This window comes from Streptomyces echinatus (genome assembly GCF_014203595.1).
Classification (GTDB): Bacteria; Actinomycetota; Actinomycetes; order Streptomycetales; family Streptomycetaceae; genus Streptomyces; species Streptomyces echinatus.
Genome location: NZ_JACHJK010000005.1, coordinates 303,931 through 318,980, shown reverse-complemented (window position 1 = coordinate 318,980; position 15,050 = coordinate 303,931). Strand labels below are relative to the sequence as shown.

At 71.6% G+C, this 15,050-nt stretch carries 13 protein-coding genes, 1 tRNA gene and 2 pseudogenes; 9 read left to right on the top strand and 7 right to left on the bottom strand.

Annotated features, from left to right (window positions below; translation table 11 throughout):
* The first annotated feature begins 278 nt into the window (after positions 1-278).
* The 3 genes from FHS34_RS16705 to FHS34_RS16695 all read left to right on the top strand — a co-directional run bounded on the left by FHS34_RS16705 (position 279) and on the right by FHS34_RS16695 (position 4,629).
* Positions 279-1,559 (top strand): M6 family metalloprotease domain-containing protein, encoded by a 1,281-nt coding sequence (locus FHS34_RS16705; RefSeq protein WP_184965925.1) that lies wholly within the window; start codon positions 279-281, stop codon positions 1,557-1,559.
* A 148-nt stretch (positions 1,560-1,707) separates the two neighbouring features.
* Positions 1,708-3,375, top strand: coding sequence for an IclR family transcriptional regulator domain-containing protein (locus FHS34_RS16700; protein ID WP_184965923.1), 1,668 nt, complete (start codon positions 1,708-1,710; stop codon positions 3,373-3,375).
* Positions 3,376-3,753: 378 nt separating this feature from the next.
* Complete coding sequence (locus FHS34_RS16695; RefSeq protein ID WP_184965921.1) at positions 3,754-4,629, top strand: PP2C family protein-serine/threonine phosphatase; 876 nt, start codon at positions 3,754-3,756, stop codon at positions 4,627-4,629.
* A 118-nt stretch (positions 4,630-4,747) separates the two neighbouring features.
* On the opposite strand, the gene FHS34_RS16690 is transcribed toward FHS34_RS16695, so the two are convergent.
* Positions 4,748-5,224, bottom strand: coding sequence for a redoxin domain-containing protein (locus tag FHS34_RS16690; protein WP_184965919.1), 477 nt, complete (start codon positions 5,222-5,224; stop codon positions 4,748-4,750).
* A 709-nt stretch (positions 5,225-5,933) separates the two neighbouring features.
* Here FHS34_RS16690 and FHS34_RS16685 point away from each other — a divergent pair.
* Positions 5,934-6,009, top strand: a tRNA-Arg gene (locus FHS34_RS16685).
* Positions 6,010-6,215: 206 nt separating this feature from the next.
* Here the strand turns inward: FHS34_RS16685 and FHS34_RS42600 are convergent.
* A pseudogene (locus FHS34_RS42600) lies at positions 6,216-6,491 on the bottom strand (DUF3631 domain-containing protein); the annotation flags it as partial.
* Positions 6,492-6,642: 151 nt separating this feature from the next.
* Here FHS34_RS42600 and FHS34_RS16680 point away from each other — a divergent pair.
* Positions 6,643-7,473: an alpha/beta fold hydrolase gene (locus FHS34_RS16680; RefSeq protein WP_184965917.1), complete on the top strand. Its 831-nt coding sequence runs from the start codon at positions 6,643-6,645 to the stop codon at positions 7,471-7,473.
* Positions 7,474-7,481: 8 nt separating this feature from the next.
* On the opposite strand, the gene FHS34_RS16675 is transcribed toward FHS34_RS16680, so the two are convergent.
* Together FHS34_RS16675 and FHS34_RS16665 are read right to left on the bottom strand one after the other, a co-directional pair.
* Positions 7,482-7,793 carry a hypothetical protein gene (locus tag FHS34_RS16675; protein WP_184965915.1) on the bottom strand — a complete coding sequence of 104 codons (312 nt, stop codon included), beginning with the start codon at positions 7,791-7,793 and terminating at the stop codon, positions 7,482-7,484.
* Positions 7,794-8,212: 419 nt separating this feature from the next.
* On the bottom strand, positions 8,213-8,857 hold the full coding sequence (locus FHS34_RS16665; RefSeq protein ID WP_184965913.1) for a LysE family translocator: 645 nt from the start codon (positions 8,855-8,857) through the stop codon (positions 8,213-8,215).
* A gap of 525 nt (positions 8,858-9,382) precedes the next feature.
* On the opposite strand from FHS34_RS16665, the gene FHS34_RS16660 reads away from it, so the two are divergent.
* On the top strand, positions 9,383-9,733 hold the full coding sequence (locus tag FHS34_RS16660; protein ID WP_184965911.1) for a hypothetical protein: 351 nt from the start codon (positions 9,383-9,385) through the stop codon (positions 9,731-9,733).
* Positions 9,734-9,951: 218 nt separating this feature from the next.
* Complete coding sequence (locus tag FHS34_RS16655) at positions 9,952-10,788, top strand: slipin family protein (protein ID WP_184965909.1); 837 nt, start codon at positions 9,952-9,954, stop codon at positions 10,786-10,788.
* On the opposite strand, the gene FHS34_RS16650 is transcribed toward FHS34_RS16655, so the two are convergent.
* On the bottom strand, positions 10,721-11,923 hold the full coding sequence (locus tag FHS34_RS16650) for an MFS transporter (protein ID WP_184965908.1): 1,203 nt from the start codon (positions 11,921-11,923) through the stop codon (positions 10,721-10,723). The genes FHS34_RS16655 and FHS34_RS16650 overlap by 68 nt on opposite strands.
* 85 nt (positions 11,924-12,008) lie before the next feature.
* Here FHS34_RS16650 and FHS34_RS16645 point away from each other — a divergent pair, with 85 nt between their 5' ends.
* Both FHS34_RS16645 and FHS34_RS16640 read left to right on the top strand, forming a co-directional pair.
* A complete protein-coding gene (locus FHS34_RS16645) occupies positions 12,009-13,019 on the top strand; it encodes an ArsR family transcriptional regulator (protein ID WP_184965906.1) in 1,011 nt (336 codons plus the stop codon).
* A complete protein-coding gene (locus FHS34_RS16640) occupies positions 13,006-13,512 on the top strand; it encodes a glutathione peroxidase (RefSeq protein WP_184965904.1) in 507 nt (168 codons plus the stop codon). The genes FHS34_RS16645 and FHS34_RS16640 overlap by 14 nt, the downstream gene beginning before the upstream one ends.
* A 111-nt stretch (positions 13,513-13,623) precedes the next feature.
* Here the strand turns inward: FHS34_RS16640 and FHS34_RS16635 are convergent, their stop codons facing one another.
* On the bottom strand, positions 13,624-13,815 hold the full coding sequence (locus FHS34_RS16635) for a DUF397 domain-containing protein (RefSeq protein WP_184965902.1): 192 nt from the start codon (positions 13,813-13,815) through the stop codon (positions 13,624-13,626).
* Positions 13,816-14,004: 189 nt separating this feature from the next.
* A pseudogene (locus tag FHS34_RS16630) lies at positions 14,005-14,861 on the bottom strand (helix-turn-helix domain-containing protein).
* Positions 14,862-15,050: the final 189 nt, after the last annotated feature.

Genomic DNA, 15,050 nt, shown 5'->3' with positions numbered 1-15,050 from the left:
CCTTGGGTCGAGAGCGGTTCGAGGGTGGCGATCCGGGGAGCCGCTCCCCGTTTCGCTCGGACACAGGGCTAAACGGGGAAGACGTCCCCGGTTATTTCCCGGCCGCGGAAAGAATTGCTGTGACCTGGGACACAATCGCCACCGGCCGGGTTTCACCCCCTCGCGGACCCGCTTTCCCACCATCGGTCTCCTTCAGCGCGCGCCCGCCGCCCCGCCGACACAGGGTGAGCGCAAGGGTGCAGCCGGAGACCGGCTGCCGTGGCGCGAAAGGTCCCTGCATGCAGCCGCAGCCGCCGCCCCGCCGCCGCATACGACCGCGCCGGGTAGCCGCCCTCACCGTGGTGACCGCACTGACCCTCGCGGTCAGCACCTCGGCGGGGGCCGGACACCTGACGGCGCCCACCACCGCCGGGCCGGTCGGCCTGGCCCGCTCCTCCGCGCTCGTCCCCTGCATGGTCCATGGCGGCCTGGGCGTGCAGATGACCGAGGGCCTGCCCACCCCGCCCGGCTACTCCCGCTCCACCGGCACGGTCCGTGCCCTGACCCTCATGGTCGACTTCCCCGACGCGCCCGGCCAGGGCAAGGCGATGGACCGCTTCCACGAGTTCTTCCCGCAGACCCAGGACTGGTTCCGCAACGCGTCGTACGGCCGTCTCGACTACCGCGCCGAGACCCCCGTCACCGGCTGGCTGCGCATGCCGAAGCGGTTCCGGGAGTACGGCATAGAGCGCGGCGCACCCTTCGACCCCGGATACCGGAACCTGGTGCAGGACCTCGTGTCCGCCGCCGACCCGCGGGTGGACTTCCGCAGTTACGACCTGCTCAACGTGCTCGTCACCCCGAACGCCGGCCCCTCCGCCCTGGACACCGTGCTGTCCGTGACCTTCGCCGGCAACGACGACGCCCCGGTCGCCGACGGCGTCCGCATATCCAACGCCTCCTTCGTCTACTCCCGCCAGGACGACGGCTCCGGCTCCTACGACCGCACCGGCTACCGGGTGCTGCCGCACGAGAACGGCCACACCTTCGGCCTGCCCGACCTGTACACGCAGGACGGCGGGGGCGCGGTCGGGCACTGGGACATCATGAGCGAGGACTGGGGCGCCAACAACGACCTGCTCGGCTGGCACAAGTGGAAGCTGGGCTGGCTGGACGGCGGTCAGGTCGGCTGCGCGGCGGCACGGGGCAGCGAGGACTTCACCCTGTCACCCCTGCACGAGGCGGGCGGCGGAAAGCTGGTCCTGGTGCCGGTCACCGCGCGCACCACCTACGCGCTGGAGGTCCGCGCGCAGGGCGGCAACGACGAGTCCGTGTGCCGCCCGGGCGTCCTCATCTACCGGGTCGACGCCACGGTCGACACCGGCCGCGGACCGGTCACCGTCTTCGACAGCCGGCGCAACAGCGGCGGCTGCACCCGCAGTCCCAACGTCCACGCGGAACTCTCCGACGCCCCCTTCGCCCCCGGCGAGAGCTTCAAGGACCCGCGGCACGGCATCACCGTGCAGGTGGTGAGCACGGACGAGGACGGGAACTACCGGGTCCGGATCACTCGGACGTGAGGGAGGCCGAACGGATCCCGGCCTCCGACTGCAGCGGCGGGCGGTTCCGGGGCGGGCGGGCGTGGGGGACGGCCCTGGAGGCGACCTCGGCGGGGGGTACCGGGCGGGGTTTACCGTAGGCGTGCCGCGATGCCGTACCGGAGAGACGATGCCCGCCATGACCGCAGTGGACGCCGACACCCGTGCCGGGGCCGGGGTGCCGGGGGAGGCGGTCGGGCCGCTGGTGCGCGGAGTCGGTGTACTGCGGCGGCTGGCCGAGGCGGGCGGCAGGCTGAGCCCGAGCGCGCTGGAGCGGGCCACCGGTCTCGCCCGCTCCACGGTGGACCGGATCACCGCGACCCTGGCCCGCATGGGCCACGTCCGCCTCGACGGCCGGGACGTCGTCCTCACCCCGGGGGTGATGGAGCTGGGCAACGCCTACCTGGCCGCCCTGCGCCTGCCCGCGCTGCTCGGCGCGCGCGCCGACGCCCTCGCCGACGAACTGGACGAGTCGGTGTCGCTCGCGGTCGCCGACCTCGACGGCATCCGCTTCATCCACCAGGCCACCCGCCGCCGCGCGCTCTCCGTCAGCTTCCGCATCGGCGACCTGCTGCCGGCCGAACGGACCGCGCCCGGCGCGCTGTTCGCCGCCGAGTGGACGGAAGCCGACTGGACCCGCTGGCGGGCGCGCCGGGCCGGAGACCCGCTGGACACCCACTTCCCGGCCGCACCCCCACGCGGCGAACCCGCCGTACCGCCACGCGACGAACCCGCCGTCCCCCCGCGCGGCGAACCCGGTGGCGAGGTCGCCTTCACGCGGCGCGTGGAGCGGGCCCGGCGGGACGGCTGGGCTCTGGACGATCAGCTGATCGAACCGGGCCTGGTCGCCGTGTCCGTCCCGGTACGGGACCCCGGCACCGGCCGCGTGGCCTGCGTGGCGAGCGTGGTCAGCCACACCAGCCGGCACTCGGCGGCGGACCTGCGCACCAGCCTGCTGCCCCGGCTGCGGGCGGCGGTGGCGGCGATGGAGGACGACCTGCGGACCGCTCCCCCGCCCGAGCCCCGGCCCGCGCCCGCCGGACTCGCGGCCTGGACCACGGCGTCCAAGCACGAACTGGGCCGGGACTTCGTGGAGTCGCTGGCCCGCGGTCTGACGGTGCTGACGGCCTTCGGCGAGGGCCGCCCGGCGCTGTCCCTGACGGACGTGGCCCGGGCGACCGGCCTGTCCCGGGCCACCGCCCGCCGGGCCCTGCTCACCCACGAGCACCTGGGCCTGGTGGCCGCGCACGACGACCGCACCTTCACCCTCACCCCCCGTGTCCTGGACCTCGGCTTCCCCCCGCTGTCCCGGACGTCCCTGCCCCGCCTGGCCGAACCCCACCTGAGGGCCCTCGCGAACCGGGTTCACGAGCCGACGGCACTGGCGGTACTGACCCCGGACGGCACGGAGATCCAGTACACGGCCGGCGCCGGTGCGAGCCGGGTCCTGACCGTGCGCATCACCGTGGGCGCGCGGCTGCCGGCCGCCGCGACCTCGCTGGGCCGCGTCCTCCTGGCGGACACCGGCACCCCGCCGGCCCACGGCCTCACCGAGGTGCGGGCCCAGGGGTACGCGCTGGTCGACGAGGAGCTGGAGTCGGGCCTGCGGTCCGTCGCGGTACCGGTCCGGGACCGGACGGGCCGCACGGTCGCCGCGCTGAACGTGGCCACGCACGCGGCCCGCCGCTCCCTGGAGGAGTGCGTCCGGGACCTGCTGCCCGCCCTCCGCGCAACGGCCGACCACGTCCAGCGGGACCTGCACACCGCGTCCCGTTTCGCCCAGGTCACCCCGTCCTGACCGAGGAGCCGACACCAGCGGCCGCCACCCCCTCGGGGCTGACCTGCCTGCCTTGACTTCTGCTTTTGGGGCGAAGAAAATCACGTGAGCCTGGAGTGGTGTGCCCATATCACTCAGAGGCGATCCGGACCCCGGTGGTCGGCTCCGCCGCCCGCTGTCGTTTCGGCGTCCGGCCGTCACCGTGACGACGTCCTCGCACACCGTCGCTCTCGACCGGACACTCCGTGCCCCTCCGGATACCGCGGAGATCCGTGCCATGGACCGCACGCGCCGTCCTCGCTCACACTCGCCCCGTCACGGTCGCGGACATCGCCCGAGCGGTCAGGCGCTCGCTGATCCGTGCTCCGCCGCGCGCCCCTGTCCCAGCCAGGAGAACTTATGCCCCTGACCCTCCAGTTCACCGTCCGCAGCGACACAGGACTCGTGCGTGAGGCGAACGAGGACTCCGTGTACGCGGCGCCCCACCTGCTGGTGGTGGCGGACGGTATGGGCGGCCACGCCGGAGGTGAGGTCGCCAGCTCCCTCGCGGTCTCGCACATGGCCCGGCTGCGGCCCGTGACGGCGCAGGACGACCCGGCCGCGGCGCTGCGTGCCGTGATCCTGGAGGGCAACTCGGCGATCGCGCAGGCGGTTCGGGACACCCCCGACCTGGAGGGCATGGGGACCACGATCACCGCCGTCCTGCTGGAGGAGGACAGCGACCGGTTCGTGGTGGCCAACGTCGGGGATTCCCGTACGTACCTGATGCGGGCGGACGAACTCGTGCTGCTGACCCGCGACGACAGCCTGGTGCAGAACCTGCTGGACGCCGGCCGGATCACCGCGGCGGAGGCGGCGACCCACCCGCAGCGTTCCATGGTGACGAAGGCGCTCGTCGGCGACGAGGACCTGGAGCCCTCGCTGACCCTGCTGGAGACCCGGCCGGGCGACCGCTTCCTGCTCTGCTCGGACGGCCTGACCGATCTCGTGGGCGAGCCCGATCTGGCCACGGCGATGCAGTCACCGAGCCGGGAGGAGGCCGCCGACCGGCTGGTCGCCCTGGCGCTCGACGCGGGTGGTCACGACAACGTGTCCGTCGTCGTGGCGGACGTCGTCCTCGACCAGGACGGCACCGCCGCCATGGCCCCCTGGCAGTCGGTCCCGCAACACACCACGTCCCCGGCACAGGAGCGCCGGGGACGGGTGTCGAGGTTCATGTACGTGCTGGCCGGCGTGGCCCTGATCGCGGCCGCGGCGGCGTACCTCCTCGGCTGACCGGGACGCCGCGCTCAGCCAGATCAGACAGAGGCGAGGGCACGCGGCGCTTCATGCTCCGGCCGCAGGTGGCCGCGGCCGCGCACACACACCCGTCGGCCCGTGCGGCTACGGCAGCTCAGCCATGGGACAGCGCCTCGGACGCCGCGAGAGCGGCCAGCTCCTCCAGGACCAGCTCGGCGTGCCGCTCCGCCTCGGGCACCGGGTGGATCAGGGACCGGACCCGGCCGGCGCGGTCGAGGACGACGGCGGCCCGGGCGAACAGCGTCCGCCCCTCGGCCCGCACCTCGGGGACGCCGAGTTCGCGGCCGAGGGACAGGTCCTCGTCGCCGATCAGCGGGTAACCGAGGGCGCGGCCCTCGGCGAACTCGGCCAGGTGGCCGGGGGCGTGCGCGCTGACGCCGAGCACCCGGGCGTCGGCCCGGCCGAACGCCGCCGCCGCGTCGCGTGCGGAGCACAGTCCCGTGGTGCAGCCGCCCAGTTCGGGCAGTCGCTCACCGATGCCGGGCTCCGTGATGAAGAACAGGACGGTCCACCGGTGGTCGGGAGAGGGGACCGGAACGGAGCCGCCGGTCGTCGGGACGGTGCGCTGCATGGGATTCCTCCGTGACGTGGAACAGGTGTGCCTGTGACGGCGAATGCTCACACGAATTCCTCGTACGTCCCCAACTCCCCTGAATCACCGGGCGATGCCAGGCGTCCCTCTCGGCTGCCCTGCGGCTCTCCGGCCGGGCGGACACACCGAGTCCGACCAGGGGCACGGTGCACGCCGGTGCCCTCCTCAAGGGAGCACAGCGGGGGGGAGGTAGTGGTCAGGCCGGTAGGCGTCGACAAACAGATCGGTAAGCAGGCAACAGGCAGATCGGTGGGCAGGGCTGCGACACCCGGGGCGGTGAGTTCCCCGGCGCTCGGGGCGGCCTCGACGGGCCCTTCACAAAGCCTGGGAAGCTTCAGCCCGACGCCCTGGCCGTCGGCGAACGCGGCAGCTCGCCCGCAAAGAGTCCGCCCGGCCAAGGCAACCGCGCTGACCGCCACGCCGACCCCGCTACCTCGACATGGCGCCCCTGCCCCAGAGCGGGCGCCCCTGCCACAGAGCGGCCATCACCCGCCGGCGGCTGTCCGGCACCACGGCCTGCCCGCCCCTCTCACTCCGCTCCCCGGCACCAGCGTCCGTCCGAGCCCTGATCCGGTACCCTGTGGATCGGGCGTCCCGGCGGACGCTGTGGCGTGCGTCGTGGGCTCAGCCCGCATCGCCTCACCACAGCGACCGGCCCCAGGCCGCCCAGGGCTCGATCAAGGGCCCCGCCTTCGTAGCTCAGGGGATAGAGCACCGCTCTCCTAAAGCGGGTGTCGCAGGTTCGAATCCTGCCGGGGGCACCAGGGAAAACGGCCCGGACCGATTGAGGTCCGGGCCGTCTTGACGGCAGCAGCTGACGGCAGTCGCCTCTCAGCGAGCAGCGAGCAGTGAACCGATCAACGCGCGGGCATCACGACGTGTCCCAACGCGACGAGTCCGACGCCCACCGCGAGCAGCGACAGGGAACGGACGTTCCAGATCACCAGCATGACCAGGGCGCCAGCACCCCCCACTGCGCGAGCCGGTCGCGCAGCTCGTGTCCCTCGGCTTCGTGGACGCGGCCCGGGATGGTTCGTGTGCTCGTCGCGGGCCCTGCGGCGCATGCGCATGACGACGGACCGGGTCATGATCGTGTCGCGCAGGTACCGAGACCGGCGACGGCGACGGCGACGGCGTACGACGGGAACGCTTGAACAGTCTGGTTACCGCCGGCTCCGGGGACAGGAACGCCAGACGCGGGGTGCTGTCGAAGCAGCCGGGCGTTGACTCCACCCCTCCAAGGCTCGGCGGACGTCGGCAAGCTGCGGATGTGGCCCGCAGGGGCAGGGCGTAATGTGGGCCGTACATCCGGACCGCGCCCGCTGGGCGCGAAGTCCCGCGTGCCCCCACCGATTCCTCCGTGGCTGCGGTGCGCTTGGACGAGCGGAGGATCTGCGATGGGTACAGTCACCACCGACGACGGCACCACGATCTTCTACAAGGACTGGGGTCCTCGGGAGGGGGAGCCGATCGTCTTCCACCACGGGTGGCCGCTGAGCGCCGACGACTGGGACAACCAGATGTTGTTCTTCCTGGCGCAGGGCTACCGAGTCATCGCCCACGACCGCCGTGGCCACGGACGCTCCACCCAGACCGCGACCGGCCACGACATGGACACCTATGCCGCGGACGTGACCGCCCTGACCGACGCGCTCGACCTGCGGGGCGCCGTGCACATCGGCCACTCCACCGGCGGCGGCGAGGTCGCCCGCTACGTCGCCCGCGCCAAGCGCGGCCGTGTCTCGAAGGCGGTCCTGGTGGGCGCCGTGCCACCGCTGATGCTGAAGACGGAGGCCAACCCGGGCGGCCTGCCGATGGAGGTCTTCGACGGCTTCCGTGAGGGCGTTGCCGGCAACCGGGCTCAGTCGTTCATTGAGATTCCCTCGGGGCCGTTCTACGGCTTCAACCGTCCCGGAGCGCAGGTGTCGCAGGGCCTGATCGACAACTGGTGGCGCCAGGGCATGATGGGCGCGGCGAACGCGCACTACGAGTGCGTTGCGGCGTTCTCCGAGACCGACTTCACCGAGGACTTGCAGCAGATCGAGGTGCCCGTCCTCGTCGCGCACGGAACCGACGACCAGGTCGTCCCGTACGACGACTCGGCGCCCCTGACGGTCAAGCTTCTGAAGAACGGGACCCTCAAGTCCTACGAGGGCTACCCGCACGGAATGCTGTCGACGCACCCGGAGGTCCTCAACCCGGACATCCTCGCGTTCATCCGTTCCTGACCCCGCTCTCACCACGTGACGATCCGTGGTCCCGCCCGCGCATTTCCAGACCGCGGCCTCATGGAAGTAACCCACATGTAGACGGGCCAGGTCACGCGATGGTGGCTCATGACGAATTCCTGCACCCCTTCTGCCACAGCACCCAGCACCTCCGCCGAATCGGGTGTGGAGACCTCCGCCGACTTGATGTGGACCACGCCGACCGGTCCCAGGTCCGGGTCGCGCACGTAGTCGGTGTAGCAGAAGTCTTCGCCGGTGACCGCTTTCCCGGTGTCCTGCTCCGCCGACCTGGTGACCGTCTCGAAGGCCGATCTCGCCATGGAGAAGGTTTGCGCGGTCCAGGAGTCACAGAGCCGTCACCGGGCGGTCGAGGATGTCGTAGGTGAAGGAGCTGGTGCTGCCCGACCCGTCGCTGTAGGTGAGTGTCCGGCCCAGGGCGTCGTACGTCGAGGTGGACCGTCTTGCCGTTGGCGGTGGTGCCGGCGACCTGGCCGGTGGCCCCGTCGTAGGTGATGGTGGTGGCCCAAGTGCCTGTTCCGGTGCCGCCGGTGACGGTCGTGCCGGTAGGACGGCCCGCCGCGTCGGGCGCGGTGGTGGTCGTACGGGTCACGCCGTTGGCAAGAATTCTTGCCCAGGTCCCTCCATCGATGGTGAACGGCGTCTGCCTCGGGAGCGTTGGAGTACGCATGTCGCGGTCGGGCGGGAACGGTGTCCCGAACGCGGTGTCCCGGGCGCGGGATCAGGCGGAGACGGGTGTGCGGGAGAGGGCGGTGCGCAGGGCGAAGACGCCGAGCAGGCCGCCTGCCGTGAACCGCTGGGCGGTCATGGCGCGGGGCCGGGTGGCCAGGAATCCCGAGACCCGTGCCGCGCCCAGCATGATCAGAGCGTTCACGCAGAGCCCCACGACGATCTGCACCCCACCGAGCTGGAGCAGCTGCCCCCAGGCCGGGCCCGCCTGCGGGTCCAGGAACTGGGGCAGCAGGGCGGCATACATCAGGGCGATCTTGGGGTTGAGCAGGTTGGTCAGCAGCCCCATCGAGAACAGGCGGGCGTCGGAGACCGGAGGCAGGTCACGGGCCGGGGCGAAGGGCGAGCGGCCGCCGGGCTTGAGCATGCCCCAGGCGAGGTAGGCCAGGTAGGCGGCTCCGGCGAGCTTGACCACCGTGAACGCCACCGGCACGGCGGCGAACAACGCGGACAGGCCCGCGGCCGCGGCCAGCAGGTAGCACACGAATCCCACGGCGGTTCCGGTGAGGCTGACCAGGCCCGCCCTGCGGCCCTGGGTGATCGCGCGGGAGGCGAGGTGGATCATGTTCGGTCCCGGAGTCAGGGCCATGCCCAGTTCGACCAGGGCCACTCCTCCCATCGCGGTCAGAGTGATCAACGGTCAGCCTCCTGGTCGTTCGTCGGGCGTCTGCCACCCGGAAGTGGAGGGGGCGCCCGGCTGCGTCGACGGACGGCCGCGACGCGTCAGCGGCGCCTGCCTCCCCTGCCGCAGGATACGGTCCCGCCGCTCGCCGCCTCCCTGCGCCCGCCCCGTGCCCGGCCGGCCGCCGGCCTCGACGGCGGCCGGCACGCCCGCGGGCAGTTCCCGTGCGCGGGCCCCGCGCTCGCGGCCGTCGCGGCCAGGCCCCCCGGCCGCGACGCCCGGGACGACGACAGCGCCCGATGGCCGATTCAGGCGATGTGGACGGTAACAAGGGTGACCACGGGACACCGGTTCGACACTCGATTCCACCCGGGCGAAACCCATGGGCATGAGGCTTCCGGTGATTGCCGCATCCGCAGTTGAGGGGTCAATTACACACAGAGGGCCATAAGTGGACACATCGCGCACCGCTGGCTACGGTCGAATCACATGCGCCACACGTGCCCCACGCATCCCTCCGTCTCGAAGGAGAGGACAGCCATGCGCGCGAAGCGAATCATCCCGGTCGTGGCCGGCCCCCTCGCCGCAGCGGCACTGACGTTCTCGCCGGTGCTGACGACGCAGGCGGCGGCCGACACCACCCGAGCCCCGGTGGCGTCCGCTCCGCACGCCCCCGACGCCAAGAGCCCTGGTCACCAGGGCACGTTGGACGGGCAGAAGGCCGGAACCAAGGACGGCAAGCGCTGCAACTGGGGAAAGAGCGACAAGCCCGAGGCGAAGAAGAGCTTCTACAAGAAGGCGAAGGACTACCAGGCGTACGAGACCGCCTATGAAGCGGCGTATCAGAAGGCCTACGAGGCCGTCGACGACACCTGCGACGAGGACGAGTAGCGTCGCGACGACGGTGGCCGCACGCAGGCTTGTCCCCGGACAGGTCTTCGCGCCTCACGACGGCGATCACGACGGCGATCGGACAGCGATCGACCAACGTCGGTGCCGGGCGCGCCGGGTGCCGTTTCTTTACGGTTCCCTGATACGCCGGACGGATCCGATGACCCTCCTCCCGGTGTCCTCCCCGGTGTCCGGTTCACGTCGGAGAGGGGAGTGCCATGGAAGGCACTGTCGTGGCAGTGGTCGTCGTCGTGTTTCTGCTGCTCGTGCTGAAGAGCGGGATGCGGGTCGTCAACCAGGTGGAACGCGGGGTCGTGTTCCGGTGGGGCAAGGCGCTGCCCAGCCACCGGCAGCCGGGCATCACCTTCCTCATCCCGTTCGCCGACCGGATGCGCAAGGTGAACGTGCAGGTCGCGACCATGCCGGTGCCCACCCAGGAGGGCATCACCCGGGACAACGTGTCGGTGAAGGTCGACGCCGTCGTCTACTTCCGGGTCACCGATCCGGTGCGCGCGGCCATCGAGGTGCAGGACTACGTCTTCGCCGTCGGGCAGGTCGCCCAGTCCTCCCTGCGCTCCATCATCGGCAAGAGCGACCTGGACGACCTGCTGAGCGACCGGGAGCGGCTGCACGAGGGACTGGCCCTGATGATCGACAGTCCGGCCGCGGGCTGGGGCATCCACATCGACCGGGTCGAGATCAAGGACGTACAGCTGCCCGAGTCGCTGAAGCGGTCCATGTCGCGGCAGGCCGAGGCCGAACGGGAGCGGCGGGCCCGGGTCATCACCGCGGACGGTGAGTTCCAGGCCGCCCAGCAGCTCGCCAACGCCTCGCGGATCATGTCGGACACGCCGGAGGCCATGCAGCTGCGGCTGCTGCAGACCGTCGTCGAGGTGGCCGCCGAGAAGAACTCCACGCTGGTGATGCCGTTCCCGGTGGAACTGCTGCGGTACTTCGACCGGGCCGCGCAGAAGATCGACTCGGAGATCAGGACGGAGTCCGTTCCGGCGCAGGCTCGGGAGCAGGACGGACCGGAGACCGTCGAGCAGCGGTAGCCAGCGCCAGGGTCACGCACACCGAGACCGCCGCCATCGCGGTCATCGCCGCCGCGGGCGAGGTGAGTTGGGCCACCGCCCCGGCCAGCGCCGCGCTGGTCCCCTGCATGGTCAGCATGCCGGCCGAGTGCAGCCCCAGGGCGTGGCCCGCGAGTTCGCCGGGGGTCAGCTCCATCAGCCGCTCCTGCTGGACGAGGCTCGCGCCGAACCCGACGGAGGCCACCGTCACACAGACCGCGGCGACGGGCACCGACGGGTGCGCGCCGAACACCAGGTACGGCGCCGCCAGCAGGAGCAGCAGCGGGGTGGCCAGCCGCGCGCGCACGGCGGCGGGCAGCAGGCGGCCGACCGTCACGTCCCCGGCGAACATGCCGAGCGCCCCGCAGGCGAACAGGGTGCCGGCCGCGTGGGGGGCGTACGACACGTAGAGGGACTCGCAGCCGACGACCATGCCGTTGGGCAGCCACAGGCCCAGATAGGTGAGACGGCGCGGCCTGGACGACCACAGCACGGCGTTGGTGCGCCGGGTGGCCGAGGCGGAGGGGCGGCCCGTGGCCCGGGGCGGGCGCGCGGACAGGCCCAGGCGCAGGACCAGCGCGGCGGTCAGGTACAGGGCCGCCGCGAGCAGCAGACAGGTCCGCGGGGAGAGGACGGTCAGCAGGGCGCCGCCGGTGGCGAACCCGGTGATCTGCATCAGGCCGTTCACCATGCTGAACAGTGAGCGCCCCGTCAGGTAGCCCTCCGTGGCGAGGATCTCGTTCAGCAGCCCCCAGCGGACCCCGCCGCCGAGGGAGGCGACCAGGCCCAGCGCGAGGACGACGGCGAAGACCGCGCCGACCGGCAGGCCGGGCAGCGCCTGCACCGCCGTGCCGGCCGCGAAGGCCAGCGCGATCGCCGACAGGGCGGTGCGCGGCGGGAGCCGGTCGGCACCGGAGAGCAGGAAGGTCGCGCCCAGCACCTGGGCGAGCGAGGGGCCGAACATGCTCACCGCCGACAGCAGCGGGGAGCCGGTCGCCCGGAACACGAGCGTGCCGAGGGCGAGGCCGCCGACGGTCTGCGCGGCCGTCTGCGCGGCCGAGCCGAGGAAGAGCGGGGTGAACTCCGGGGTGCGCAGGAGAGCGCGGTAGCTGGGCATGCCGGGGAGTCTCGGCGTCCCGGAGCCGGCTCGTTATTGTTTCGCGGTACCGCGAAAGCTCGTGCGGCTCCGGGGGGAGGATCCGGTGGGGTGGTGGCAGCTCAACGCGGACACGCTCGCGCGCAGCCGGTTCGTCATCTCACCGCTCGCCGAGACCTTCGCCTGTCTGAAGCTGCTGCACGCGGGCGAGGGCGCCCATCCCGGAGAGCAGAAGTGGCTGCGGGCCCATCTGCCCGCCTACCGGGCGTGGCTGGCGGCCGAGCCGGTGACGGCACAGCTGGTACGGGCCGGGCTCGGCCGGGAGTGGATCGCCGACTTCCTGACCCCGGCTCCGCGCGAGGGGGAGGCGTTCGCGCGGGAGGTCGCCCGGGTCCGCTCGGTGGCGCCCGCCGCGGCCCGCGCCCATCTGCGCACCTCCCTCGCCGGCCCGCTCCCCGCCGGGCTGGACCGGGACGATCTGCCCGAGCGGGCGGCCGTACTGCTGGAGCGGGTGTGGGAGGAGACCGTACGGCCGTACTGGGGGCGGCGCCGGCGGGTGCTGGAGGCGGACGTGGTGGGACGGACCGCGCAGGTGAGCCGGGGCGGCTGGGTGAGCGCGCTGGACTCGCTGCGACCGGGCCGCACCCGGTGGCTCGGCGAGAACCGGCTCCAGATCAATCTGCACGAGTATCCGCCGCGCGAGATCTCGGGGGCCGAGATGCTCTTCGTGCCGGTGACCCCGCAACGGCACGGCTGGGTGGCCTGGGAGGACGGCGAGCGGTACGCGGTGGTCTATCCGTGCGCCGGTGTCCTCGCCGACGACGCCGGCCGGACCGTCCCGGCGAGTCTCGGCGCGCTGCTCGGGGCCGCCCGGGCCGCGGTGCTGGTCCTGCTCGACTCGCCCCTGAGCACCAGCCATGTGACCGCCGTGACCGGTCAGGGCCTCGGCTCGGTGGGGCGCCATCTGAAGGTGCTGCGGGAGGCGGGGCTGGTGGAGCGCCGGCGGGCCGGGCGTTCCGTGCTGTACACGCGGACGGCGGCCGGTGACGTCCTGGTGGAGGCCGGGCAAGGGGGCCGGCACCCGGCGGGGCTAGCATCCGGGCATGACGACTACTGACCACAACGGCTCTCCGCTGGACATCGAGATCGGGGCCCTCCAGGGCGGTCCCGCGAACCTGCCGCAGTTCTCGGGCAAGGCCGTGCTCATCGTGAACGTGGCCTCCAAGTGCGGTCTGACCCCGCAGTACTCGGGCCTGGAGAAGCTCCAGGAGCGGTACGCCGAGCAGGGCTTCACCGTGCTGGGCGTGCCCTGCAACCAGTTCCTCGGGCAGGAGCCCGGCAGCGCCGAGGAGATCGCCGAGTTCTGCTCGGCGACGTACGGCGTGTCCTTCCCGCTCACCGAGAAGGTCGAGGTGAACGGCGAGGGCCGGCATCCGCTGTACGAGCGGCTCGTCGGTTTCGCCGACGCCGAGGGCCACACCGGGGACATCCGGTGGAACTTCGAGAAGTTCCTGATCGGCCGGGACGGCCGGGTCGCGGCGCGGTTCTCGCCGCAGACCGAGCCGGAGTCGGCCGAGGTCGTCGCCGCGATCGAGGGCCAGCTCGGCTGAGCACGGCGGGCCACCTACGGCAAAGAGCCCTCTCGGCAAGGACGGCGACCGGTCGAGAGGGCTCTTCTGTGGTGCTTGTGCAGTTGTCCTGCCAGGGTCAGAGGGAACCCCTCACGCCTTGACCGAGGCCACGAAGGCGTTCCACGCGTCGGCGGGGAAGGCCAGGACCGGGCCCTCGGAGATCTTGGAGTCGCGGACGGCGAGTTCGGCGGCGGTGGGCGACTTGACCTCGACGCAGGCGCCGTTGCCCGCGGAATAGGAGGACTTCATCCACGTCTCCGAAGCGCCCTGAATCAGTGCCATGTCCACTCCTGTTGCGAGTTGCTGTAGTGCGGTTCACGCCAACCATGTCGTCTGATTGGCGTGATCGACGCTACCGGGCAACTGCGGTCGGTGGAGTAGTCGTTCACTCGACCGGATGGCATATTCCAAGTGAGCCTTCCACTGGAGCGCACCCACGGTGTACGATCCGGCGCCCTCTGTGACATCGGCTCAATCCGCGTACGATTTGGCCACATCCGCGATGTATTGCCGGGATGCTTCCACATTGAGGGACTGTGCCCGCAGATGCTCGTACATGACGGCGTACTTCTGCACGTCCTGCGCCTTCTCCAGGTACAGGTCGCTGGTGACGCCCTCCAGATAGACCACGCTGGAGTCGGCCGCGTCGGCGAACTCAAGGATCGCGTACTGGCCGTTGAGCCCCGGATGGGCGCCCACCTCGAAGGGCAGCACCTGCACGGTGACGTGCGGCAGCTGGGACATCTCGATCAGATGCTCCAGCTGCTCGCGCATCACCAGCTTGCTGCCGACGACCCGGCGCAGCGCGGCCTCGTCCAGCACCACCCACAGCCGAAGCGGGTTGTGGGCGGCGGTGATACGTTCCTGTCGGCGCAGCCGCACCTGGACGCGCTTGTCGATCTCGGCCGTCGACGTCTCCGGCAACGCGCCCTGCACCAGCGCCTCGGCGTAGGCCCGGGTCTGCAACAGACCGGTCACCAATTGGGGTTCGTAGACCCGCAGCGACTCGGCGTCGGTCTCCAGGCCGATGTACACGCTGACGGGATGTCGCCGAAGGTGTGCCACCACCCCTGCTGGCGCGAGTCGCGGGCCATCTCCATCAGCGAGTCGACGATCCGCTGGTCCTCGACCTCGTAGACCCCGCACAGGTCGCGCACGTCGCGCTGGCTGATGCTTCTCCGGCCGTTCTCCAGTCTGCTGATCTTCGACTGTGACACGAGCAGCCGCTCCGCCACCTCTTCGGCCGTCATGCCCTTGAGCTCGCGGAGTCTGCGCAACTCCTGGCCCAGCCGGCGCCGCCTGACGGTGGGATTGACATTGGACGCCACGGGACGTGCACCTCCGGCTGCCTGCCTGTTACTTAACACTTTGCGTATCTGCTGTTGAGCAGACTGCCACCAAGGTGCTTTCTACCGCTGGGAAACGAGGGATATGCGGCGCTCCTCGAACTCCTGGCCCCTCGAACTGCTGATTCCCCGAACTCCCGGCCCCTCGAACTCCCGCGCCTCGGACGCAGT

What these genes read in the sequence shown, in the direction of transcription:
- FHS34_RS16705 (WP_184965925.1), top strand. Translation starts at nt 279, where the DNA reads ATGCAGCCGCAGCCGCCGCCCCGCCGCCGCATACGACCGCGCCGGGTA.
- FHS34_RS16700 (WP_184965923.1), top strand. Translation starts at nt 1,708, where the DNA reads ATGCCCGCCATGACCGCAGTGGACGCCGACACCCGTGCCGGGGCCGGG.
- FHS34_RS16695 (WP_184965921.1), top strand. Translation starts at nt 3,754, where the DNA reads ATGCCCCTGACCCTCCAGTTCACCGTCCGCAGCGACACAGGACTCGTG.
- FHS34_RS16690 (WP_184965919.1), bottom strand. Translation starts at nt 5,224, where the DNA reads ATGCAGCGCACCGTCCCGACGACCGGCGGCTCCGTTCCGGTCCCCTCT.
- FHS34_RS16680 (WP_184965917.1), top strand. Translation starts at nt 6,643, where the DNA reads ATGGGTACAGTCACCACCGACGACGGCACCACGATCTTCTACAAGGAC.
- FHS34_RS16675 (WP_184965915.1), bottom strand. Translation starts at nt 7,793, where the DNA reads ATGGCGAGATCGGCCTTCGAGACGGTCACCAGGTCGGCGGAGCAGGAC.
- FHS34_RS16660 (WP_184965911.1), top strand. Translation starts at nt 9,383, where the DNA reads ATGCGCGCGAAGCGAATCATCCCGGTCGTGGCCGGCCCCCTCGCCGCA.
- FHS34_RS16655 (WP_184965909.1), top strand. Translation starts at nt 9,952, where the DNA reads ATGGAAGGCACTGTCGTGGCAGTGGTCGTCGTCGTGTTTCTGCTGCTC.
- FHS34_RS16650 (WP_184965908.1), bottom strand. Translation starts at nt 11,923, where the DNA reads ATGCCCAGCTACCGCGCTCTCCTGCGCACCCCGGAGTTCACCCCGCTC.
- FHS34_RS16640 (WP_184965904.1), top strand. Translation starts at nt 13,006, where the DNA reads ATGACGACTACTGACCACAACGGCTCTCCGCTGGACATCGAGATCGGG.
- FHS34_RS16635 (WP_184965902.1), bottom strand. Translation starts at nt 13,815, where the DNA reads ATGGCACTGATTCAGGGCGCTTCGGAGACGTGGATGAAGTCCTCCTAT.